Source organism: Microbacterium gilvum, assembly GCF_039543865.1.
GTDB classification, from domain to species: Bacteria; Actinomycetota; Actinomycetes; order Actinomycetales; family Microbacteriaceae; genus Microbacterium; species Microbacterium gilvum.
This window is the reverse complement of record NZ_BAABKO010000002.1, coordinates 127,491-148,871: the sequence shown is the minus strand read 5'-3', so window position 1 is coordinate 148,871 and position 21,381 is coordinate 127,491. Positions and strand designations below refer to the sequence as shown.

The window sequence follows — 21,381 nt, the reverse complement described above, 5'->3', positions numbered from 1 at the left end:
CCGGGGTGCTGGTGATCAGGCCCGCTGCAGCCAGACCGTCGTCGCGCCGGGGAGCACGCCGCCCTCGAGCGGGCCGCTCGCGAGCAGCACCTCGCCCTCGGGCAGCGGCACGGCGGCGTCGCCGAAGTTGGTGACGCTCACCCACCCGCCGGGGCGCTCGAACGCGAGCACGTCCTCCGCCGAGAGGGCGTCGTCCCATACGAGCGACTCGGCCGCCTGGTGCTGGCGTCGCAGCCGCAGGGCCTCGCGGTACATCGTCAGCGTCGAGGCCGGATCGCCTTCCTGCGCCTCCACCGATACCGCCCCGAACCATGCCGGCTGCGGCAGGTGCGCCGGGCCGTCGCCGAATCCGAACGACGGCCCGTCCGCTGTCCAGGGGAGCGGCACGCGGCATCCGTCGCGCCCGACCTCGACGCCCTTGTTCCGGAAGAACGACGGATCCTGCCGCGCCTCGTCGGCGATGTCGCCCACCTCGTGCAGACCGAGCTCCTCGCCCTGGTACAGGTACGCCGAGCCCGGCAGCGCCAGCTCGAGCAGGCTCGCCGCGCGTGCCCGGCGCAGACCGAGTCCGCGGTCCAGCTCGCTCTCCGGCGCTCCGGCCAGGAGCCATCCCTTGCTCGGCACGTCCATCATCGCGCCCGCATCCGCGTCTCCGTCGAGCGCGAGCCCGTATCGCGTCGCATGCCGCACGACGTCGTGGTTCGACAGCACCCACGTCGTCGACGATCCCGACGCGGCCGACAGCTCGAGGTTCTCCGTGATGATGCGCCGGAAGTCGGCGGCGTCGAAGTCGGCCTGCAGCAGATCGAAGTTGAACGCCTGCCCGAGACCCTCCGCGCTGGCGTACCGCGGCCGGCGCGGCGTGTCGACCCACGCCTCCGCGACCGCCGTCCGCGCCGGCGTGTACTCCTCGAACACCGCCCGCCACTCCGCGTAGATGTCGTGCACGTCGTCGCGATCCCACAGCGGATGGCTGCCGTCCTTCGGCATCGCGTCGAGCTCCGCCTGCGTCGGAAGCTCCTCGGCGTCCTCCGCGAGGTCCTTCGCGAGGCCGTGCGCGACATCCACCCGGAACCCGTCGACCCCGCGATCCGACCAGAACCGCAGCGTCGTGAGGAAGTCGGCGCGCACCTCGGGGTTCGTCCAGTCGAGGTCGGGCTGCTCCCTCGCGAAGAAGTGGAAGTACCACTGCCCGTCGCCGACCGGCTCCCACGCGGGCCCTCCGAAGATCGACGTCCAGTCTGCGGGCGGCAGCTCGCCGTGCTCCCCGCGCCCGTCGCGGAAGATGTACCGCGCCCGCGCCGCCGACCCCTTCGGCGACGCCAGCGCCTCCCGGAACCACTCGTGCCGGTCGGACGTGTGGTTCGGCACGAGATCCACGATGAGACGGATGCCCGCGGCGTGCAGCGCCGCGACCATCCCGTCGAACTCCTCCAGGGTTCCGATCCGCGGGTCGACGTCGCGGTAGTCGTCGACGTCGTACCCGCCGTCGGCGAGCGCCGAGGGGTAGAACGGGCTGAGCCACACCGCGTCGACGCCGAGGCGCTGCAGGTACGGGATGCGCGACACGATGCCCTGCAGGTCGCCGATGCCGTCGCCCGTGCCGTCGGCGAACGAACGCGGGTAGATCTGATAGACCGCCGCCTGGCGCCACCAGTCGGCGTCGCCCCCGACGACGATGGTCTCCGCGGTCTCGGTGAGTGTGGTCACTGCGATGTCCTTCTGCTTTCTCGTGAGAGGGCCGGTCAGCCCTTGACGGCGCCCTGCGTGACGCCCTCCATGACCCAGCGCTGCGTGAACAGGTAGGCGATGATCGCGGGCGCCATCGCCATGAGATACGACGCGAACGCGACGTTGTACTCGCTGCTGAACTGCGTCTGGAACAGGTTCTGCCGCACCGGCAGCGTCTGCAGCGCGGGGTCGGAGATGATGAGCGACGGCATCATGAAGTCGTTCCAGGCGTAGAGGAACGCGAAGATGCCGACCGTCGCGCTCATGGGCGCGAGCAGCGGGAAGATGAGCTTCCAGAACGTCTGCCAGGTCGACGCGCCGTCGATGCGCGCGCTCTCCTCGAGCTCGAGGGGGATCGACCGCAGGAACGCCGTGAAGAGCAGCACGCTGAAGCTCAGCTGGAACATCGTCGCGAGCACGACGACGCCGAGCGGGTTGTCGAGCCCGACGCGTCCGGTGAGCTGGATCTGCGGGAGCGCGACGACGGGGAACGGGATGAACATCGCCGCGAGCAGGTAGAAGAACGACCAGCGGAAGAGCTTCCGATCCCAGTTGCGCACGATCGCGTACGACGCGAACGAGGCGAGGATGATCGTCGCGACGACCGTTCCCGCCGTCACGAAGAGCGACACGGCGAACCCGACCGGGAAGCTCGTGAGGCGCCAGGCGTCGATGAAGCCCTGCACGCTGAACGGGGCGGGCAGCGAGAACGCGTTGCCGTCGACGGCCTGCGTCGGGGTCTTGAACGCCATGGAGATCGTGACGTACAGCGGCAGCAGCACCGTGACGGCGCACAGGGCGAGGATGATCGTCGTCGACCAGTTCACCCGCTCCATGCGGATGCGCGGGCGTCGCCCGTCGGCGGTGACGAGGGTGGCGGTGTGGGTGGACATCAGAGGGCGTTCCTTCCGCGCGTGACGGAGAGCTGCAGGACGGCGATGACGATCGTGATGAGGAAGAACAGCGTCGCGGTCGCCATCTGGTACGCGTAGTCGCCGGTCTGGAAGCCGCGGATGATGGTCATCGCGATCGTGCGGGTGGATGTGCCGGGGCCGCCGTTGGTGAGGCCGACGACGATGTCGTAGGAGTTCAGGAAGTTCTTGAACCCGAGGATGACGTTGATGACGACGTACCCCGCGACGAGCGGAAGTGTGATGCGCAGCAGCTGCTGCGCCTTCGACGCGCCGTCGATGGACGCCGCCTCGTAGACCTCGCCCGGGATCGAGAGCAGGCCCGCGATGTAGATGAGGAGCGTCCCGGGGATCGACTGCCATGCCGTGACGATGACGATGCCGAGCCAGGCCAGGTCGGGGTTCGCCAGGATGCTCTCCTCGAGGAACGGGATGCCCAGCACCGATCCGGCGGTGGGCAGGGAGTTCTGGAAGAGGAACTGGAAGACGTAGGCGATGATGATGCCCGACACCACCATGGGGATGACGAAGATCGCCCGCAGCCCCATCTTGAAACGGATCCTCGCCGTCAGGCCGACCGCGAGGAGGAACGCGAGGACGTTGACGACCACGACCGTGACGAGCGAGAACCCGAACGTGAAGAGGAAGCTCGTGAGGATGGCCGGGTCGCTGAACGCGGCGATGTAGTTCGTGAGCCCGTTGAACTGCCAGTCGCCGATGCCGATGGAGTCGGTGAAGCTGAAGAAGATGCCCATGACGCCCGGGAGCGTGATCGCGAGCGAGAACAGGACGACGGCCGGCAGCAGGAAGAGGTAGTAGATCGGCTCGACGGGCTTGCGGCTGCGCCGGACGCGCCGGTCGCCTCCCGTCACGATCGTCGTGGTCGTGCTCATCGCTGCGTCTCCTCGGTCGAGACCGCCGGCTGGCGGAAGGCGAGCCGAGCCCAGTCGGCGTCCATGGTGGAGAGCACCGACGTCGCGTCGGCGCCGAGCACGAGCGACTGCGCGTAGTTCTCCGTGGGGATGGCCCGGGGGTTGAGCACGCCGGGGCCCTGGTAGACGGCGCCCGCGTTGTAGTACTCGATCATCCCCTCGATGCGGGGGTCGCTCGGGTCCTCTCCCGTGGTCGTCGGAACGAAGCCGAGCTGCGACTCGTTGTACGCCTGGATGATGTCGGGCTGGTAGAGGTACTCGAGGAAGTCTCGGGCGCCGTCCTTCGCATCCGCCTCCTCGGGGATGATCGCGACGAGGTCCATGTTGACGCGCACCTTGAGATCCGCGGGATCGTCGGTCATCGGAAGCGGGAACGTGCCGACCTCGAGGTCGGGCGACGTCTTCGCGATCTCCCCGAGCGCCCAGGGCCCCTGCAGGTACATGGCGCCCTCGCCCTTCGCGAAGCCGACGTTGCCCGCGTCGTAGGTGCGGCTGCTCGCATTCGGCTGCACGTACGTGCTCGCGAGCTCCTGCATCCGCTCCACGGGCTCGAGGAAGTCCTTCTGGAACGACACCGCGGAGTCGGTGCCGACGTCCTCGCCCTCCGCGGCGAGGCGATCGTAGAAGTCGAGCACGTCGACCGACCCGCCCACGGAGTAGTCGAACCATCCCTGGTTCGCCGTCCACGCATCGGCGAACGTCGCGTAGAACGGCGCGATCCCCGCGGCTTCGAGGGTCTCGCAGACCTCGATGAGCTCGTCCCACGTGGTCGGCACCTCGAGGTCGTGCTCGGCGAAGATCTCCTTGTTGTAGATGACCGACGCGGCCATCACGGAGTAGGGGAGCGCCGTCGTCCTGCCCTCGCACACGCCGTACTGAGCGAGCAGCGCCTCCATCTCGGGGCGGATGGTCGCGGCCGCGTCGGTGTCGGAGAGGTCCGAGAGCGCGCAGCGCTGGACGAACCGCGACACCTCGTGGTTGTAGTTCGACAGCATGAGGTCCGGCGGATTCCCTCGCACGAACGCCGCGGCGATGACATCGGGGCCCGAGGTGTCCATCACGACCTCGACGTCGTCCTGCGAGGCGTTGTAGTCGGCGACGACCTGCGTCATGAAGTCGATCGCCTCGCGCTTGCTGAAGGTGAAGCGCACCGTCTCCGCTCCCGTGTCGGCGCTGCAGCCCGCGAGCAGACCCGCGGTCAGCGCGACCCCGAGCCCTCCCGCGATGAGGCGCGCCCTCGTGTTCCCAGACATCGTCGTCCTTCCCTGTCGTAGATCCAGGCATTAAATCTAGACTGCAAATCTAACGGCGAGACCACCTTCTCACCGCCCGTCGGCTGCGTCAAGACCTTGTATGGTCGAGGGCATGTCCCTCGGAACCGCGAGCTCGCCGCAGCTGCTGCGGCGCATGAACTCCGGAGCTCTCATGCGGTTCGCCCTGGGCGCCGGCGAGTTCACGGCCGCCGAGGCCATGGGGGCGACGGCCCTCACCCGGTCGACCGTCCTCGGCGTCTGCGACGACCTCGTCGCCGCCGGCTGGCTCGACGAGGTCGAGGACAGCAGGGCGGCGGGACTCACGAGCAAGGGCCGGCCGGCCAGGCGGTACCGCCTGCGCGAGGACGCCGGCGTCGTCGCGGGCGTCGACGCCGGGGAGAACCGCTTCACCGTCGTCGTCGCCGACCTCCGCGGCGGCGTGCTCGCCGGGGCGCGCGGCGACGCACCGGCCGTCGACCGCCGGAAGGGGGCGGCGGCCGAGCGCAGCCGTGCAGCCGCAGCCGTCGAGCGCCGCGCGCTCGCCGCACGCCTTCTCGACGAGGCGCTCGCTCAGGCGGGTGCGGACAGGACCGATGTGCTCGTCGTCGTCGTGGGCGTCCCCGCGCCCGTCGACGCGGAGGGACGCTCGCCAGCGGGCGACCGCGACTTCTGGAAGACGATGAACCCCGACTTCGCCGACCTCCTCCCTGGCGTGGCGGTCGTCGAGAACGACGCGAACCTCGCCGCCGTCGCCGAGCAGAGCCTCGGCGGGCAGGCGCACGTCGCCAACGTCGCGACGCTGCTGTCGGGCGAGCGCCTCGGAGCGGGCGTCATCGTCGACGGACGGCTGCTGCGCGGTGCGCGCGGCGGCGCCGGCGAGATGCGGTTCCTCGACATCGTCGAGGGAGCGGGAACCCCCGACGGCGTCGGAGCGCTCGCGCGCACCTGGGCGCGCGAGGCGGTGGCGTCCGGCCGTGCGACGGCGCTCGCCGCCCGGCCGGACGCGACGGCGCAGGACGTCTTCCGGGCTGCGGAGGACGGCGACGCCCTCGCCATCGAGATCCTCGACCGGCTGGGTGAGCGGATCGCCCGCGTCGCGCTCGTGCTCGCCAGCCTCCTCGACATCGAGCGGGTTGTCGTGGCCGGCGCCATCGCGGACGCCGTGGAGCCCGTGCTCCGACGGGCCAGAGTCGTGCTGGCGGAGGACTTCTACCCGCCCGTGCCCGAGCTCGTCGCGAGCGCGCTCGGCCGCGACGTCGTCGTCCGCGGCGCCGTCGAATCGGCTCGCGCGTACCTGCGCGAGGAGCCCCTCGCCTTCACACCGCGCCCCCGGGCCTGATCCGCGCCCCGCGCCCGATCCGCCTCGTGCCGGAGACGAGAAGAGCGGCCGGCGCATTGCGCGCCGGCCGCTCCCGCCCTCGGTCATCGGCACACTGTGCCGGATCCTGCTCAGTTCGTCTTCCGACGACCCGTGATGAGACCCCAGATGAGCAGGACGATGATGGACCCGCCGATGGCCAGCAGCCAGCTGCCGAGGTCCCAGAACTGGTCGACCCCCACGCCGAAGATCGCGGTGCCGAGCCATCCTCCCAGGAGGGCGCCCAGCACACCGAGGATCAGCGTGGCGATCCAGCCCCCGCCCTGGTTGCCGGGCAGGATCGCCTTCGCGATGGCGCCGGCGATGAGGCCGAGGATGAGGAATGCGATGAAGCCCATGGTCTGCTCCCTTTCTTCGAACGGTGCGCGGGTGTGCACCGCGGGATTCACCGTAGGAGCGCGCGGTGGTGCCGCGCGCGGGGTTGACAGCGCATCGTCGACGGCGGTAGGCCGCGGGCGCGCGACGGTCGTCAGCAGTGGGCGAACGTGTACGCGGGGTCGTCGGGGGCGACGAGATCGCGGTCGCGCAGCGTGATGGGATGCTCGCCCGCATGGCGCTCGCACGCCCACTCGAAGGCCGTGCGGGTGTCGCCGTCGCGTGTGAGCTCGCCCGTGTCGGTGTACTCGATCTCCAGCACGCGTCCCGGGTACGGGTAGTCGCCGCATTCGTCGTACACCTCGCACTCCTCCGCGATCGCGAAGTCGAAGCCCTCGTCGGTGGAGACGAGCACGGGGCCGGCATCGCCGAGCTCCGCGGTGTTCTTCTGGCCCGCCGCGAGCCCGACGTCGTGTGCGAGCGAGATCGCGGGGCGCACGTGGGAGATCGCGTCGTCGAGGGTCTGCAGACCCTGCGACCGCGTGCTCTGGTCGAGGTTGTCGAACTCGACGGCGTCGAAGCCGTCGTCCGCGCACCCGCGGATCCACTCCGACTGGATGGCGATGAGGGCGTCGCGCTTGTCCTCCGTCCGGATGTCGAAGAGCGCCTCGTCCCATTCCCCGTCGACGACGAGCGCGCCGTCGGCATCGCGCAGGAGCAGCTCGGGGTGCGCTGCCTCCCACCACGCCGTCGTGCCCTCGGCATCGGGATCGGGGATGCTGTCGGCGTCGGGCTGGGTCTGGAAGAGGTTGACGTAGCAGATGCCGTAGACGTCGGGCGCGGGTTCCTCCGTGCGGTCGCGCGCGACGATCGTCACCTCGTCGCCGGGTTCGTAGACGCCGCCCAGCTGGTAGTCGATGACGCCGTCGGCGGGCGGGAGCACGACCGACGCGTCGCGGTCCGCTCCGTCCGCCTCGGCCGCGCACCCCGAGAGCGCGAGGAGCGCGGCGAGCGCGCCCGCGGCCATCCGCCTCATGCCGGAGGCAGACGGAGGACGTTCGACTCGCCGACCTCGAGCTCGTCCGACAGCCGCAGCGTGCGTGCGAGATCCTCGACGGCGGGGATCAGCGTGAGGAAGCGCGTGCGGTCGGGCGACGCCGCCTGCAGCGTGACGAGGTGCGTGCCGGTGTCCCACGTGTACGTGGCGCTGAGGAGCGCCCGCTCGCCCTGCGGCATGTCGACGACGAGCTTCTCCCCTGCGCCGAGGTGGGGGGAGCGGAAGTCCTCGGTGTCGTCGTACTGCATCGGCATCATGGCGCGCGCCGCGCGCAGCTGCGACGTCAGCTCCTGCACCTGCGCGATCGCGACGACGAGCTCGGGGTCGTCCTTCCACACCCACGCGAGGACGCGGCCGTCCGACTGCCGCATCATGGCGCGCGCGGCGCGGTTCGCGATCCACGCGAGGAATCCCGATCCGGGAGCGCCCTGCGGCAGGCCGGCACTCCCGAGCAGCATGCGGATGGCCGCCTTGCGATGGCGGCCGCCGCGGAAGCCGCGGCCCGTCACGGGGACCCAGCGGGAGGTGTCGGCGTCGGCGAGCAGGCGCGTCATGGGTCCAGGGTAGGCGCTCCGATAGCGTGGAGGCCTGTGAGCGACCAGCTGTTCCCCGCGATCATCGCGATCCTCCTCGGCGTCGTCGTCGGCGTCGTGCTCTTCGTGCCGTTCGTCGCCGTGCAGTATCGCCGCGAGGGGCGTCTCACTCTCCGGCAGTCGCTGCTGTGGGCGGGGTTCCTCGTGTACGGGCTCGCGCTGTGGACGTACACGCTCCTGCCGCTGCCGGATCCCGACGCCATCCGCTGCGTGGGCGCGCAGCTGCGGCCGTTCCAGTTCGTCGACGACGTGCTCGACTACCCGGTCGGCTCCGCGGGCGCGCTCGTGCGCAATCCCGCGGTGATGCAGGTCGCGATGAACGTCCTCCTGTTCGCGCCGCTCGGGTTCTTCCTCCGCCTCGTCTGGCGTCGGGGCGTCGTCGTCTCGACGATCGCCGGCTTCGCCGTCTCGCTCGCCATCGAGACGACGCAGATCACCGGCGTCTGGGGTATCTACCCCTGCGCCTACCGCTTCTTCGACGTCGACGACCTCATCGCGAACACGTCGGGAGCGCTGCTCGGCGCCATCCTCTCTCTCGCGCTGCGGCCGTGGCTCGCCCGGCGCGACCGGATGGCCGTGGCCCCGACGGCGCGGCCGGTCACGTTCTGGCGCCGTGTGCTCGGCATGCTCTGCGACGTGCTCGCGGTCTGGCTCATCGGGGGCTCCGCAGGCGTCGCCGTCAACGCGTGGCGCCTGTACGTGCTGCAGGTCGATCCGGCGAGCTTCGACGGGGGCCCCGCGGGAGCCGCCGCCGTCTGGGTGCCCTTCGCCGTGCTCGCCGTCGTCGTGCTGACCACGGGCCGCACCCTCGGGGATCTCGCCGTGCTCATCCGCTGGGAGGGCGGCGCACGGCCGACACCGCTCGCGCGCGCCCTGCGCTACCTCGCGGGCATCGGCGGATGGCAGCTGCTCACGGCCGTCGCCGCGCCTCTCGACGGGGCCTTCGCGCTCGCGAGCATCATCGCGCTCATCGCGATGCGCGACCGGTCGGGGCTGCCGGGACTCATCGCGCGGATGCGCCCCGTCGACGCGCGTGCGGCGGTCACTGCCTCCGACGCAGGAGGAGCAGCGCCGCGCCAGCGATGACGAGCACGACGGCGCCGCCGACGATCCACGGGACGAGGTCGGTGCCGGTGTTCGCCAGCTCGGTCGAGGCCTGCGCGAGAAGAGTGGTCACGCGCCCAGTCTGCCCCACGGCCCGGTCGACCTCCAGGAGCCGCCGGTAGCCTGGGGACGTGAACGACGCCCTCGCCCGTGCCGAATCGCTCATCGACCTCACGCCCGACTACCCCGAGCCCGGCGTCCTGTTCCGCGACATCTCGCCCCTCATCGCCGACGGCCCCGCCCTCCGCGCCGTCGCGGATGCGCTCGTGGAGCCGTTCGCAGGACGCTTCGACATCGTCGGCGGCATCGAGGCGCGCGGCTTCCTGCTCGCGGGGTACGTCGCCGCGATCACGGGCGTGGGGATGCTCGCCATCCGCAAGGCCGGCAAGCTGCCGAAGCCCGCGGCGGCGGTGTCGTACTCCCTCGAGTACGGCACGGCGTCGATCGAGGCCCCGGGCGTGCTGCAGCCGGGGGAGCGCGTGCTGCTGCTCGACGACGTGCTCGCGACGGGCGGCACGCTCGCCGCGGCCCAGCAGCTCATCCGCGATCTCGGAGCCGAGGTGGCGGGGTCGGCCGTCGTGCTCGAGCTCACCGACCTCGGCGGCCGCGCGCACGCCGGCGGCGACGTCCACACGGTGTTCACGGCGACGGAAGGCGCCTGAGCGCGGCGCCCTTCAGTGATGTCGCTGCGGCCCGTCTCGGTCGCCTTCGCCAGTGCGGATGTCGGGGTGAACCGGGTCTGACGTCTACATCCGCACTGGCGCCGTGCCCTCCGTCGCGCTTCGCCGTGCCCTCCGTCGCGCTTCGCCAGTGCGGATGAAGGGGTGGAAGCGGTTACAGGCAGATATCCGCACTGGCGAATCGGCGCGCGGTCGACATCCGCACTGGCGAACGGGGCGGCAGGCGGAAAAGGGAACGGGTTGGTACCCGGCGGCCGACATTGAAGCGACTCCTTCACGAAATGAGCGGGCAACACGGCGTCGATAGCGTCGCGGCATGTCCGCTTCTGCGCGCTCCGACGCGAACACCGTCGACTCCGTCCCGCCGCTCGCCCGGCTGTTCCCGCTCGGGCTGCAGCATGTGCTCGCGATGTACGCGGGTGCGGTCGCGGTGCCCCTCATCGTCGGCGGCGCGCTCGGGCTGACCCAGGCGGAGCTCGCCTACCTGATCAGCGCGGACCTGTTCGTCGCGGGACTCGCGACGCTCGTGCAGTCGATCGGGTTCTGGCGCTTCGGCGTGCGTCTGCCGCTCATGCAGGGCGTGACCTTCGCGGCGGTCGGGCCCATGATCGCGATCGGCACCCAGCACGGCATCACGGCGATCTACGGCGCGACGATCGCCTGCGGCGTGTTCATGATCGTCGTCGCCCCGTTCTTCTCACAGCTGCTGCGGTTCTTCCCGCCGATCGTCACGGGCACGGTCATCCTCATCATCGGCCTGTCTCTCATGGATGTCGCCGCCGGCTGGATCGTGAACAACGCGGAGGACGGCGCAGCCGACCCCGTGAGCATCGCGTTCGCCGCGGGCACGCTGCTCTTCATCGTGCTCATCGAGCGGTTCGCGCCGGCCGCTCTCGCGCGGGTCTCCGTGCTCCTCGGCCTCGTCGCCGGCACGGTCGCCGCGCTGTTCGTGCCGGGGATGGTCGATTGGTCGGGCGTGGGGGAGGCGGCCTGGTTCGGGTTCGTCACGCCGTTCCACTTCGGACTGCCGACGTTCGATGCCGCCTCGGTGGTCTCGATGCTCATCGTCGGCCTCGTCATCATGACGGAGACGACGGGCGACATGATCGCGGTCGGCGAGATCGTGGGGAAGCCCGTGTCGCGCCGTCAGCTCGCCGACGGCCTGCGCGCAGACGGGCTCGGCACCGTCGTCGGCGGTGTGTTCAACACGTTCCCGTACACGGCGTTCGCGCAGAACGTCGGCCTCGTCTCGCTCACGGGCGTCCGCTCGCGCTACGTCGCGACGATGGCGGGGGCCATCCTCGTCGTGCTCGGTCTGCTTCCGAAGGTGTCGGCCGTCGTCGAGGGCGTGCCGCGCGCCGTCCTCGGCGGCGCGGGCATCGCGCTGTTCGGGATGGTCGCGGCCAGCGGCATCCGCACCCTCGCGAAGGTGCGCTTCGACAACCGCAACGTGCTCGTCGTGGCGCTGTCGGTCGGGATCGCGCTGCTGCCGACGGTGACGCCGGACATTTACGCGCGGTTCCCCGACTGGTTCACGCTCATCTTCGACTCGGGCATCTCCGCCGGCGCCATCGCGGCCATCCTGCTCAACCTGCTCCTCAACTCGCGGTCGGCGAAGGCGCGCTACGGAGAGGATCCGGCCGTCGGATCGTACGACGGCGTGCGGTCGACCGCCGCGATCGCGCTCATCCACCCGGAAGCGGTGGGGACGGGTCTCATCCCCGTGCAGTTCCGCGACGGCGATGGCACCGAGCTGGCCGCCGTCGACAAGGACGGCAACCCGGTCGACGCCCACGTGGTCGTCCCGGAGCGCGACCCCGGCCGCTGACCCGGCGCCGTCGTGGCCATCCCGCCGTGGCCATCCCGTCGCGGGCATTCCCGTCTGAGTCGCAGTTTCCGTCCTGGAGCGGCGGTTTCGGGACGCGAAGTGCGACCTGGGCGGCTGTGCGTCTCGCCGGGGTGGCAGTTCCCGTCCTGGAATGGCGGTTTGAGGCCGCGAAGTGCGACCTGGGCGCCGGGGCCTCTCGCCGGGGTGGCAGTTTCCGTCCTGAAACGGCCGTTGGAGGACGGAAACTGCGACCTGGGCGAGAAGGAACGCCGGGGCCGGAGGATGGCCGACCGGGTCGAAAGGGGGAAAGGGGGGCGAAACGGGCGTCAGATGAAGCCGGGCACGTCCATCCAGGCCGCAGGAGCGTCGGCGGCGCCGTCGCGCACGACGGTGCCCTCGATGAGGCCGTAGGGGCGGTCGTCGGCGATGAACACCTCGTTGTCGTTCTCGAGGCCGAAGCGCGCGATGTCATAGACGAAGTGGTGCTTGTTCGGCATCGCGAAGCGGACCTCGGCGAGCTCGGGCCGCGCCGTGATGGCCGCCTTCCCCATCTCGAACAGCGTCTGCTGCAATGCGAGGGAGTGCACGACGGCGAACTGCTCGAGGAGCACGGCCGTCACCTCCTCGTAGACGGCGTCGTAGTCGACGCCCTCCGCGACCGCCTCCGGCAGGTAGCGCCAGCGCGCCGTCACCGACGTCGCCATGATGCGGTCGGTCGTCTCGGGCAGCGTCGTGTACTCCGTCTTCGGGTACCCCCAGAACTCCGACCCGGTCGACTTCAGCACGACGAGGTCCTTCACGCCTCCCGTCACGTGCGTGTCGCCGTCGACGACCTGCACGGTCGCGAGCCGCGTGCCCTGGCCCTTCCGCACGAACGAGTGGTCGTGCTCGGCGCCGCCGGCGACGATGCGCTCCCACGCGTACTGCTCGGCCTGCCACAGCCCTCCCTCGACCCAGTCGAACTCGGTCGTGAAGTGCTCGGCGAGCAGCGACAGGAACCGCTCGGGCGAGCCAACGCCGTGCTTCTTCGCGAAGGCGAACACGGTGTTCTTCTGGGTGTCGGTCGCGATGATCCGCGAGTTGTCCCCCGTGAAGAACGAGCCGGCGAACGCCTCGCCCCGCAGCTGCGACGTGACGTTGAGATCCTCGATCTCGTGCCGGTCGCCGTCGCGCGTGATGCGGACGAGCCGGTTCTCGGCCTTGCCGTACTTGTTCGGCCCCAGGTGCACAGATACGTCGCTCATGGATCAGCTTCCTCGATAGGTGGAGTACGCGAACGGGCTCAGGAGGATCGGCACGTGATAGTGCCGATCGCCCGTCACGCGGAACGTCACGGTGACGAACGGGTAGAAGGCGTCGACGCCCTGCGCGGCGAAGTAGCCGCCGGTCTCGAAGCGCAGCGTGTAGTCGCCGGGCGCGAGACGCTCCGGGCCGAGGCCGGCGCGGCCGTCGGCGTCGGTCTCGGCTGCAGCGACCGGATCGCCCGCCGCCGTGGCCAGAGCGACGGCGACGCCCGCCGCGGGCGTGCCGGTCGCGGCGTCGAGGATGTGCGTGGTCAGGTGCGGCATCAGGCCTCCTCGGCCGGTGCGAACTGCTGGCGGATGCGCAGGACGGCGATCTCGGCGAGCTGCGCGCACGCCTCGGCGACCTCGGCCTCGTCGTCCTGGGCGAGGCGCCGGTCGAGCTCGGCCAGCATCTCCTCGGCTGAGCGTCCGGCCGCGCGGATGAGGAACACCCGTCCGAACCGCGCCTCGTACGCGGCGTTGCCCTCGGCCATCCGGCTCGCGACCTCGTCGGACGCCCCCGCCATCGACGCCTGCTCTCGGCGGGATGCGGCCGCCTCGGCCGACGCGCCGGTCGGCGACGACCCGATGCGCGGATGCTGCGCGAGAGCGGCGTCGAGCTCGGCCCGCCCCCACGTCGCGGCGGCCGTCGACGCGGCGTCGACGAGGGCGTCGACCGACGCGTACGGGCGGCCGGAGACGAGGGAGTCGACCCACGCCGGAACATCCGCCCAGACCTTCGCGATCGCCGCGGCCTCGTCGCCGGGAGCGCTGTTGAACTGATCGAGGAGCATGCCGCCAGGCTAGCCCGGGGGCGTTTCCGGTCGGTTACGCAGGGCGGGCGGGATGGCCGGGGCCGGACCGGCACCGGGGCGGGATGGCCGGGGACGGGTCGGGCGGCTCGCTCAACGACGGGGGTCGGCCGGGTGCACGATGAGCCAGCGGGCGACGACGGGGTCCGCACCGGTGTTGTGCAGCCGGTGGGGCTTGTCGCACGGGTAGCTGATCGTGTCGCCCGCGCCGAGGACGACGATCTCGTCGGAGAAGTCGATCGTGAGCTCGCCCGACACCACCTGTCCGACCTCGTAGCCCTCGTGGCGGAAGAGCTGGTCCTTCGACGCCGCTGTGCTGCCGGGCGGGTAGACCGACTCGAAGTAGTCCACGCCCGGGCTGTCGCCCGGTGTGAGCCGCCGGAACGTCACGCCGCCGCCGAGCTCGAGGTACGCGGCGTCGCCTGCGCGCTCGACGGCGTACTCGGCGCCCGTCGGCGAGGTCGACGCCGGGCCCGACAGCACGGTCGCGAGCGGCACGCCGAGGGCATCGGTCATGGCGATGAGGCGCGAGACGCTCGGCTGCATGACGCCGCGCTCGATCTGCGACACCGCGCTCGTCGAGATGCCGAGGCGGCGGGCGAGCGCGGATACCGACAGGCCCGTGAGAGCACGTGCCTCGCGGAGCCGGCGGCCCACGAGCGCGCGCGGGTCGGGGGCGGCGGCTCCTGAGGTCACGAGGCGATGCTAGCGGCGCGGGATTTACACCCCCGAAACACGAGGGACACCGCGCGGGAAACGTGAAGCGATAACTTCACAGTCACGCCTCTCCGTCCGGCACCCGCTCCCGCCGGAGCACCACCCACGACGCAGCATCCCTCCTCTCGAAAGGCACTCCCGTGTCGCAGAGCAGCTCCCCCCAGCCCCTCACCCGCCCTCAGGACATCGTCGAGGCGGCGGGTCTCCCCGTCGGCTCGGGCAACATGCGCCCCGGCTACGACCCGCGCCTCGCCAACGAGGACCTCGCCCCGCTGCGGAAGCAGAAGTGGACGAGCTACAACATCTTCGCCTTCTGGATGAGCGACGTGCACTCCGTCGGCGGCTACGTCACCGCCGGCTCGCTCTTCGCGCTCGGCATCGCGAGCTGGCAGGTGCTCATCGCCCTGGTCGTCGGCATCTGCATCGTGCAGTTCTTCACGAACCTCGTCGCCAAGCCCAGCCAGCGCACGGGCGTCCCCTACCCCGTCGTCAACCGCTTCCTGTTCGGCATCAAGGGCGCGAACGTGCCCGCGATCATCCGCGGGGTCATCGCGATCGCCTGGTACGGCGTGCAGACCTACCTCGCCGCCGAGTCGCTCACGATCGTGTTCCTCAAGTTCATCCCGGCGTCCGCCGCGCTGCTCGAGCCGAGCTTCCTGGGCCTCGACGCCCTCGGCTGGATCTCCTACGCCATCCTCTGGGTCGCGCAGGCGGCCGTGTTCTGGAACGGCATGGAGGCCATCCGCCGCTTCATCGACTTCGCCGGCCCCGCCGTCTACGTCGTGATGATCGTGCTCGCGGTGTACCTCGTGAGCCAGGCGGGCTGGGAGAACATCAGCCTCGACCTCTCGAGCGGCGAGCCGCTGGACTTCTGGGCATCGATCCCCGTCATGCTCACGGCCGTCGCGATCGTCGTCTCGTACTTCTCCGGCCCCATGCTCAACTTCGGCGACTTCGCCCGGTACGGCAAGAGCTTCCAGGCCGTCAAGCGCGGCAACTTCTGGGGGCTGCCGATCAACTTCCTCTTCTTCTCGATCCTCACGGTGCTCACGGCATCGGCCACGGTCCCCGTCTTCGGCGAGCTCATCACCGACCCCATCCACACGGTCGAGCGCATCGACCACTGGTTCGCGGTGCTGCTGGGCGGCCTCACCTTCGTCACCGCCACGGTCGGCATCAACATCGTCGCGAACTTCATCTCGCCCGCGTTCGACTTCTCCAACGTCGCGCCGCACCGCATCTCGTGGCGCATGGGCGGCATGATCGCTGCCGTCGGCTCCGTCCTCCTCACGCCGTGGAACTGGTACTCCAACGACCAGGCCATCCACTACTCGCTGGGCATCCTGTCCGCCCTCATCGGCCCCCTGTTCGGCATCCTCATCGCCGGCTACTACGTCGTGTCGAAGCAGCGCATCAGGGTCGACGAGATGTACACGATGTCGGAGCAGGGCGCCTACTGGTACCGCCGCGGCTACAACCCCAACGCCATGTGGGCGATCGTGGGCGCCGGAGTGCCGACCATCCTCCTCGCGATCGTGCCGAAGTCGCTCGTCTTCGCGGGCGTGATCGACGCCGGGTGGGGCTCGATCGGCGACTTCACGTGGTTCATCGGCTGCGGCCTGGGCTTCGCGCTCTTCACGCTCCTCGAGCGCCGGAACCCCCGGGTGCCGACCCTCGAGGGCGACGCCGAGGGCGTCTCCGACGGCACCGCACCCGACGTCCTCGAGGGGTACCCCGACACCGCGACCGCCTCCGTGGCCGTGGCCGACCAGACGGAAGGCTCCCTGCAGGTCCGCTGATGCGCATCACCCTCATCAACCCCAACACCTCCCGGGCCATGACCGCGAAGATCGCGGACGCGGCCCGGGGGGTCGCGGCCCCCGACGTCGAGATCGCGGCCGTGTGCCCGGCCGACGGCGAGGGGCCGTCGGCCATCGAGAGCCACTACGACGAGGTCCGCGCGGCGGCCGCCGTGGTCGACCTCGTCGAGCGCGACCAGCGCGCGGGCGGCAGCGACGCCTACGTCATCGCGTGCTTCGGCGACCCGGGCCTCGACGCCGCCCGCGAGCTCGTCGGCGTTCCGGTCGTCGGCATCGCCGAGGCCGCCATGCACGTCGCCTCCCTCACGGGCCGCACCTTCGGCATCGTCACGACCCTCTCGCGCACGCTCGGCCGCGCCGACGACCTCGTGCAGCGGTACGGCTTCGAGCGGGCGCGCGTCGCCGCCTACGGCACGGGCATCCCCGTCCTCGAGCTCGAGGACACGGGATCGGCGGCGTTCGAGCGGATCGCGGGATGGTGCGAGCGCGTCGTGCGCGAGGACGGCGCCGACGCCGTCGTGCTCGGGTGCGCGGGGATGGCCGACCTCTGCGCGCGCCTCACGGCCGTCGTGGGCGCGCCCGTCGTCGACGGCGTCGCGGCCGCCGTCGGCCTCGCGTCCGGCATGGTGCGGATGGCCGTGGGCACGAGCAAGCGCGACGAGTACGCCTTCCCGCCGCAGCGCGAAACATCCGGGACATCCTCCGCGGTTAGCGTGATCGCGTGAGCACCACCGCACCGCCCCGCACCCCGCACCCCGCCCCGATCTCGTCCGTGGCCGCTCTGCGCGTCTTCCTCGACGGGGCCTTCTCGCCCGCCACGGTCCGCATCTCCGACGGACGCATCGTCGCCGTCGACGCGTTCGACGAGCACGCCGACGTCGTCCTCGCCGACGACCAGGTGCTGCTGCCGGGGCTCGTCGACACGCACGTGCACCTCAACGAGCCCGGCCGCACCGACTGGGAGGGCTTCTCGACGGGAACGGCCGCCGCGGCGGCGGGCGGCATCACGACGCTCGTCGAGATGCCGCTGAACTCCGTGCCCGTCACGACGACGCCCGAGGCGCTGTCCGTGAAGCGGGACGCCGCCCGCACGCAGCTCGCCGTCGACGTCGCGTACTGGGGCGGCGCCGTGCCCGAGAACCTCGGCGCGCTCGGAGCGCTGCTCGATGCGGGCGTCGTCGGCGTGAAGTGCTTCCTCGCGCCCAGCGGCATCGACGAGTTCGGCCACCTCGACGCCGCACAGCTCGACAGCGCCCTCGCCGAGCTCGCCGCGCACGACGGCCTCCTCATCGCCCACGCCGAGCTGGAGGAGTACCTGACGGATGCCGCGGGCCCCGTCTTCACCGACTTCGTCGCGTCGCGACCGCCGCGTGCCGAGGTGGAGGCCATCCGCCTCGTCATCGAGGCCGCGCGTCGCACGGGCGCCCGTGCGCACATCGTGCACGTCGCCGCCGCCGAGGCTCTCGACCTCGTGCGCGCCGCCAAGGCCGACGGCGTGCGCCTCACGGTCGAGACGTGCCCGCACTACCTCACCCTGCGCGCCGAGGAGGTGCCCGACGGGCTGGGCCGGTTCAAGTGCTGCCCGCCCATCCGCGACGGCGCCAACCAGGACCTGCTGTGGGAGGGCGTGCTCGACGGCACGATCGACGCCATCGTCTCGGACCACTCCCCGGCCACTGCCGAGCTGAAGGACGACCCCGACCTCGGCACTGCATGGGGCGGGATCGCCGGCGTCCAGACGGGGCTCTCCGCCGTGTGGACGGAGGCGCACCGCCGCGGCATCCCGCTCGAGGACGTGCTGCCGCGCTTCACGACGGGCCCCGCCGCCATCGTGCGCCTCGCCGACCGCGGCGTCATCGCGCCGGGCGCCCCCGCCCATCTCGCGGTGTTCGAGCCCGATGCGGAGCACACGCTCGAGCTCGACGACCTGCACTACCGCAACCGGATGTCGCCGTGGCAGGGTGCGCGCCTGCGCGGAATCGTCCGCGAGACCTGGCTGCACGGCGCGCGCGTGTACACGCGCGCCGACGGGGTGCTGGCCCGCGACGGACGGGAGGTGCTCGCGTGAGCGCGATCGGCGAACCCACATCCGCGTGCCGAACCCGCATCCGTTCTCGCGCTTTCGCGTGGCCTCTCGGCCAACGGATATCCGTTGGCCGAGAGGCCACGCGAATGTCGGGAATCGGGTGTGCGCTGGGCAATCGGATGGCCGCTGGAGAGGAGCGCACGGCATGAGCGCGATCGACGACAACCGCTTCGGCGTCGGCGCGACGCCGCCCGTGTTCGCCGACCTGCCCGTGCTGCAGCCCGGCGCCGATGTGCCCGAGGGAGCGACCTACCTGCCCGCAGGGCCCGACACCGTCCTGTGGGGCCGGCTGCCGTCGCAGCGCGACGCGCCCGTCCTCACGATCGCGGCCGGAGACACCGTCGTCGTCGACACCGTCAGCCACGAGGGCATCCTCCCCGACCAGGGCCAGGACCCCGTCGCCTTCTTCGCGGGCCACGGCGTCGACCGCGCGGCCGTGCTCGACGACGCCGTGGCGATCGCCGCCCGGTCTCCGCGCGACGTCGTCGCCGACGGCCCGCACGTCGTGACCGGCCCCATCCGCGTCGAGGGCGCGGCGCCCGGCGACCTCCTGCGCATCACGGTCGGCCGCCTGCAGCCGCGCGTCCCGTACGGCGTCATCTCCAACCGCCACGGCAAGGGCGCGCTGCCCGCCGTGCTGCCCCGCTCCGGAGCCACCGTCAGCGTCTTCGCGCCCGTCGAGGAGCGCGCAGGGCGCCTCGTGGGAACGCTGCCGGCGACGGAGGGCGGGCGCCGCGACATCGCCTTCCCGCTCGCGCCGTTCCTCGGCACGATGGGCGTCGCCCCCGCGAGCGACGAGCGTCCGCATTCCGTTCCGCCGGCCGAGTACGGCGGCAACATCGACATCAACCTGCTCGTGGAGGGCAGCGTCCTCTACCTCCCCGTCCAGGTCGAGGGCGCCCTCGCCTACGTCGGCGACCCGCACTTCGCGCAGGGCGACGGCGAGGTGGCGCTCACGGCGCTGGAGGCGTCGCTGCGCGCGACGCTGACGTTCGACGTCGTGCCCGCCGCCGACGCGGCGGCGGAGTTCGGCATCGTGACGGGTCCGCTCGTGCGGACGGCCGACTACCTCGTCCCCACGGGCATCGACCTCGACCTCGACGAGGCCATGCGCAAGTGCGTCGCGGCGGCGCTGTCGCTGCTGCAGGCCCGATGGGGCATGGACGAGCACCTCGCCTACGCGTACCTCTCCGCGGCGACCGACTTCGACATCTCCCAGGTCGTCGACGTCGTCAGCGGCGTGCACGCCCGCATCCGCGCGTCCGACTTCGCGGAGGTGCCCCGTGACCGAGACTGAGGCCATGGCCATCCCCGGAACCGACGGCGTGCCCGCCGACCTGCTCGACGCCTTCCTCGCCTACGAGCGCGCGATCCTCGACAACGACCTCGACGCGCTCGACGGATGGTTCGCGCCGGGCGCGGGGACGATGCGCGGCGACGACGCGGGCCTCCTCGTCGGGCACGACGCGATCAGCGCCTTCCGGTCGCTGCGCGGAGGCGTCTCGTCGCGCGTCATCGAGCGCATCGAGCACCGGCCGCTGGGCGAGGACGTCGCGCTCCTGGTCTCGGTGTCGCGCTTCGCGATCGGCGGCCGCGGGCTGCAGACGCAGGTGTGGCAGAAGACGGCGGACGGCTGGCGCATCACGGCCGCGCACGTCTCGCCCCGGCCGCAGGCGTTCAACCGCGCCATCTGGCGCACGGTCGGCGACCCGCTCTTCCAGGGGGCGTGGGAGGGCCCCCTCGAGGGGCTCACGGTCGCCGTCAAGGACCTCTTCGCCATCAAGGGCTACCGCATCGGCGCGGGCAACCCCGCCTACCTCGAGTCCGTCAAGGCGGAGTCGAGCACGGCACCCGCCGTCTCCGACCTGCTCCGCGGCGGCGCGTCGCTCCGCGGGATCGCGCGCACCGACGAGTTCGCCTACTCCGTCGCGGGCGACAACGCGCACTACGGCACCCCGCCGAACGGCGCGCTCCCCGGAGCGCTCCCCGGCGGATCGTCGAGCGGGCCCGCCGCCGCCGTCGCGACCGGCCAGGCCGACATCGGCCTCGCCACCGACACGGCGGGATCGGTCCGCGTGCCGGCGTCGTACCAGGGGCTGTGGGGCATCCGCACGACGCACGGGCTCGTGCCACGCCAGGGCATGCTGCCGCTCGCGCAGTCGTTCGACACGGTCGGATGGCTCACGCGCGACGGCGCGACGCTGCAGCGCGTCGTCGACTGGTGCCTCTCGTACGACGGATCGGAGTCGACCGAGCGCGTGCTCGGCGAATCGGGCGCCGACCTGCCGTGGCGCTTCGCGGTGCCCATCGAGGTGCTCGACATCGTCGAGCCGGCCACGCGCGACGCCTTCGAGGCCCTGCTCGCACGGCTCGAGGCGCCCGTCGAGCGCGTGTCGATCGGCGACCTCGCCGGATGGCAGGAGCCGTTCCGCGTCGTGCAGGGCGCCGAGGCCTGGCGCAACAACGGCGACTGGCTGCGCGACCATCCCGGTTCGACGGGGGCGGCCGTCGCCGACCGCTTCCGCGCCGCGTCGCAGATCTCGGCCGACGACGAGACCGCCGCCCGCGCGGCGCTCGAGCCCCTCGCGGAGCGCCTGCACGGCCTGCTGCGCGACGCGACCCTGCTCCTGCCGACCGTGCCCGGGCCCGCCCCGCTGCGCACGGCGGACGGCGCGGCCGTCGACGCGCTCCGCACCGCGACCCTGCGCATGACGACGCCCGCCGCCGTCGCGGGAGCGCCCGCCGTCTCCGCCCCGCTGCTGACAGTGCCGTCGTCGCTCGGGCCCGCGCCCGTCGGCGTCTGCCTCGTCTCGCGCCCCGGCACCGACATCGCCCTCGTGCGCCTCGCGCGCCGCGTCGCCGAGGCGGCGGCGTGAGCCGC

21 protein-coding genes are annotated in these 21,381 nt (G+C 71.6%); 9 read left to right on the top strand and 12 right to left on the bottom strand.

The annotated features are described in order from the left end of the window. Positions 1 to 15: 15 nt before the first annotated feature. From ABD998_RS06520 to ABD998_RS06505, 4 genes are read right to left on the bottom strand one after another with little or no spacing between them, the layout of a single operon-like run. Positions 16 to 1,710: a glycoside hydrolase family 13 protein gene (locus tag ABD998_RS06520; RefSeq protein WP_345437233.1), complete on the bottom strand. Its 1,695-nt coding sequence runs from the start codon at positions 1,708 to 1,710 to the stop codon at positions 16 to 18. 35 nt (positions 1,711 to 1,745) lie between these two features. Next, complete coding sequence (locus ABD998_RS06515) at positions 1,746 to 2,624, bottom strand: carbohydrate ABC transporter permease (RefSeq protein WP_345437231.1); 879 nt, start codon at positions 2,622 to 2,624, stop codon at positions 1,746 to 1,748. Next, entirely contained in the window at positions 2,624 to 3,535 is a 912-nt protein-coding gene (locus ABD998_RS06510) for a carbohydrate ABC transporter permease (protein WP_345437229.1), read from the bottom strand. The genes ABD998_RS06515 and ABD998_RS06510 overlap by 1 nt, the downstream gene beginning before the upstream one ends. After that, positions 3,532 to 4,827 (bottom strand): ABC transporter substrate-binding protein, encoded by a 1,296-nt coding sequence (locus tag ABD998_RS06505; protein WP_345437227.1) that lies wholly within the window; start codon positions 4,825 to 4,827, stop codon positions 3,532 to 3,534. The genes ABD998_RS06510 and ABD998_RS06505 overlap by 4 nt, the downstream gene beginning before the upstream one ends. A gap of 112 nt (positions 4,828 to 4,939) precedes the next feature. On the opposite strand from ABD998_RS06505, the gene ABD998_RS06500 reads away from it, so the two are divergent. After that, positions 4,940 to 6,166 carry an ROK family protein gene (locus tag ABD998_RS06500; RefSeq protein ID WP_345437224.1) on the top strand — a complete coding sequence of 409 codons (1,227 nt, stop codon included), beginning with the start codon at positions 4,940 to 4,942 and terminating at the stop codon, positions 6,164 to 6,166. A 110-nt stretch (positions 6,167 to 6,276) separates the two neighbouring features. Here the strand turns inward: ABD998_RS06500 and ABD998_RS06495 are convergent, their stop codons facing one another. From ABD998_RS06495 to ABD998_RS06485, 3 genes are all read right to left on the bottom strand, one after another. Next, complete coding sequence (locus tag ABD998_RS06495; RefSeq protein ID WP_345437222.1) at positions 6,277 to 6,543, bottom strand: GlsB/YeaQ/YmgE family stress response membrane protein; 267 nt, start codon at positions 6,541 to 6,543, stop codon at positions 6,277 to 6,279. A 131-nt stretch (positions 6,544 to 6,674) separates the two neighbouring features. Beyond that, positions 6,675 to 7,547 carry an endo alpha-1,4 polygalactosaminidase gene (locus ABD998_RS06490; RefSeq protein WP_345437220.1) on the bottom strand — a complete coding sequence of 291 codons (873 nt, stop codon included), beginning with the start codon at positions 7,545 to 7,547 and terminating at the stop codon, positions 6,675 to 6,677. 5 nt (positions 7,548 to 7,552) lie between these two features. Beyond that, entirely contained in the window at positions 7,553 to 8,131 is a 579-nt protein-coding gene (locus ABD998_RS06485; RefSeq protein ID WP_345437217.1) for a hypothetical protein, read from the bottom strand. A gap of 36 nt (positions 8,132 to 8,167) precedes the next feature. Between ABD998_RS06485 and ABD998_RS06480 the strand changes: the two genes are divergently transcribed. Then, complete coding sequence (locus ABD998_RS06480; protein ID WP_345437215.1) at positions 8,168 to 9,256, top strand: VanZ family protein; 1,089 nt, start codon at positions 8,168 to 8,170, stop codon at positions 9,254 to 9,256. Here ABD998_RS06480 and ABD998_RS06475 read toward each other — a convergent pair. Then, entirely contained in the window at positions 9,213 to 9,347 is a 135-nt protein-coding gene (locus ABD998_RS06475; RefSeq protein ID WP_345437212.1) for an LAETG motif-containing sortase-dependent surface protein, read from the bottom strand. The two genes, ABD998_RS06480 and ABD998_RS06475, sit on opposite strands and share 44 nt — an antisense overlap. Before the next feature lie 58 nt (positions 9,348 to 9,405). On the opposite strand from ABD998_RS06475, the gene ABD998_RS06470 reads away from it, so the two are divergent. Together ABD998_RS06470 and ABD998_RS06465 are read left to right on the top strand one after the other, a co-directional pair. Further along, the gene (locus ABD998_RS06470; RefSeq protein ID WP_345437210.1) at positions 9,406 to 9,936 is read left to right on the top strand and encodes an adenine phosphoribosyltransferase; all 531 of its coding nucleotides are present in this window, start codon (positions 9,406 to 9,408) and stop codon (positions 9,934 to 9,936) included. 334 nt (positions 9,937 to 10,270) lie between these two features. Then, entirely contained in the window at positions 10,271 to 11,782 is a 1,512-nt protein-coding gene (locus ABD998_RS06465) for a nucleobase:cation symporter-2 family protein (RefSeq protein WP_345437208.1), read from the top strand. Between the two features lie 326 nt (positions 11,783 to 12,108). On the opposite strand, the gene pucL is transcribed toward ABD998_RS06465, so the two are convergent. From pucL to ABD998_RS06445, 4 genes are all read right to left on the bottom strand, one after another. Next, entirely contained in the window at positions 12,109 to 13,026 is a 918-nt protein-coding gene (gene pucL, locus ABD998_RS06460) for a factor-independent urate hydroxylase (protein WP_345437206.1), read from the bottom strand. Between the two features lie 3 nt (positions 13,027 to 13,029). Further along, entirely contained in the window at positions 13,030 to 13,350 is a 321-nt protein-coding gene (gene uraH, locus ABD998_RS06455) for a hydroxyisourate hydrolase (protein WP_345437204.1), read from the bottom strand. Then, positions 13,350 to 13,859, bottom strand: coding sequence for a 2-oxo-4-hydroxy-4-carboxy-5-ureidoimidazoline decarboxylase (gene uraD, locus ABD998_RS06450; protein ID WP_345437202.1), 510 nt, complete (start codon positions 13,857 to 13,859; stop codon positions 13,350 to 13,352). The genes uraH and uraD overlap by 1 nt, the downstream gene beginning before the upstream one ends. Before the next feature lie 111 nt (positions 13,860 to 13,970). Next, a complete protein-coding gene (locus ABD998_RS06445; RefSeq protein WP_345437200.1) occupies positions 13,971 to 14,573 on the bottom strand; it encodes a helix-turn-helix domain-containing protein in 603 nt (200 codons plus the stop codon). Positions 14,574 to 14,734: 161 nt separating this feature from the next. Here ABD998_RS06445 and ABD998_RS06440 point away from each other — a divergent pair, with 161 nt between their 5' ends. From ABD998_RS06440 to ABD998_RS06420, 5 genes are all read left to right on the top strand, one after another. Continuing rightward, a complete protein-coding gene (locus tag ABD998_RS06440; protein ID WP_345437198.1) occupies positions 14,735 to 16,393 on the top strand; it encodes an NCS1 family nucleobase:cation symporter-1 in 1,659 nt (552 codons plus the stop codon). Beyond that, positions 16,393 to 17,139, top strand: coding sequence for an aspartate/glutamate racemase family protein (locus ABD998_RS06435; protein ID WP_345437196.1), 747 nt, complete (start codon positions 16,393 to 16,395; stop codon positions 17,137 to 17,139). Before ABD998_RS06440 ends, ABD998_RS06435 begins: the two co-directional genes overlap by 1 nt. A 38-nt stretch (positions 17,140 to 17,177) precedes the next feature. Then, entirely contained in the window at positions 17,178 to 18,482 is a 1,305-nt protein-coding gene (gene allB, locus ABD998_RS06430; protein ID WP_425562956.1) for an allantoinase AllB, read from the top strand. 163 nt (positions 18,483 to 18,645) lie between these two features. Further along, positions 18,646 to 19,797: an acetamidase/formamidase family protein gene (locus tag ABD998_RS06425; RefSeq protein ID WP_345437192.1), complete on the top strand. Its 1,152-nt coding sequence runs from the start codon at positions 18,646 to 18,648 to the stop codon at positions 19,795 to 19,797. Continuing rightward, entirely contained in the window at positions 19,784 to 21,376 is a 1,593-nt protein-coding gene (locus ABD998_RS06420) for an AtzH-like domain-containing protein (RefSeq protein ID WP_345437190.1), read from the top strand. Before ABD998_RS06425 ends, ABD998_RS06420 begins: the two co-directional genes overlap by 14 nt. Positions 21,377 to 21,381: the final 5 nt, after the last annotated feature.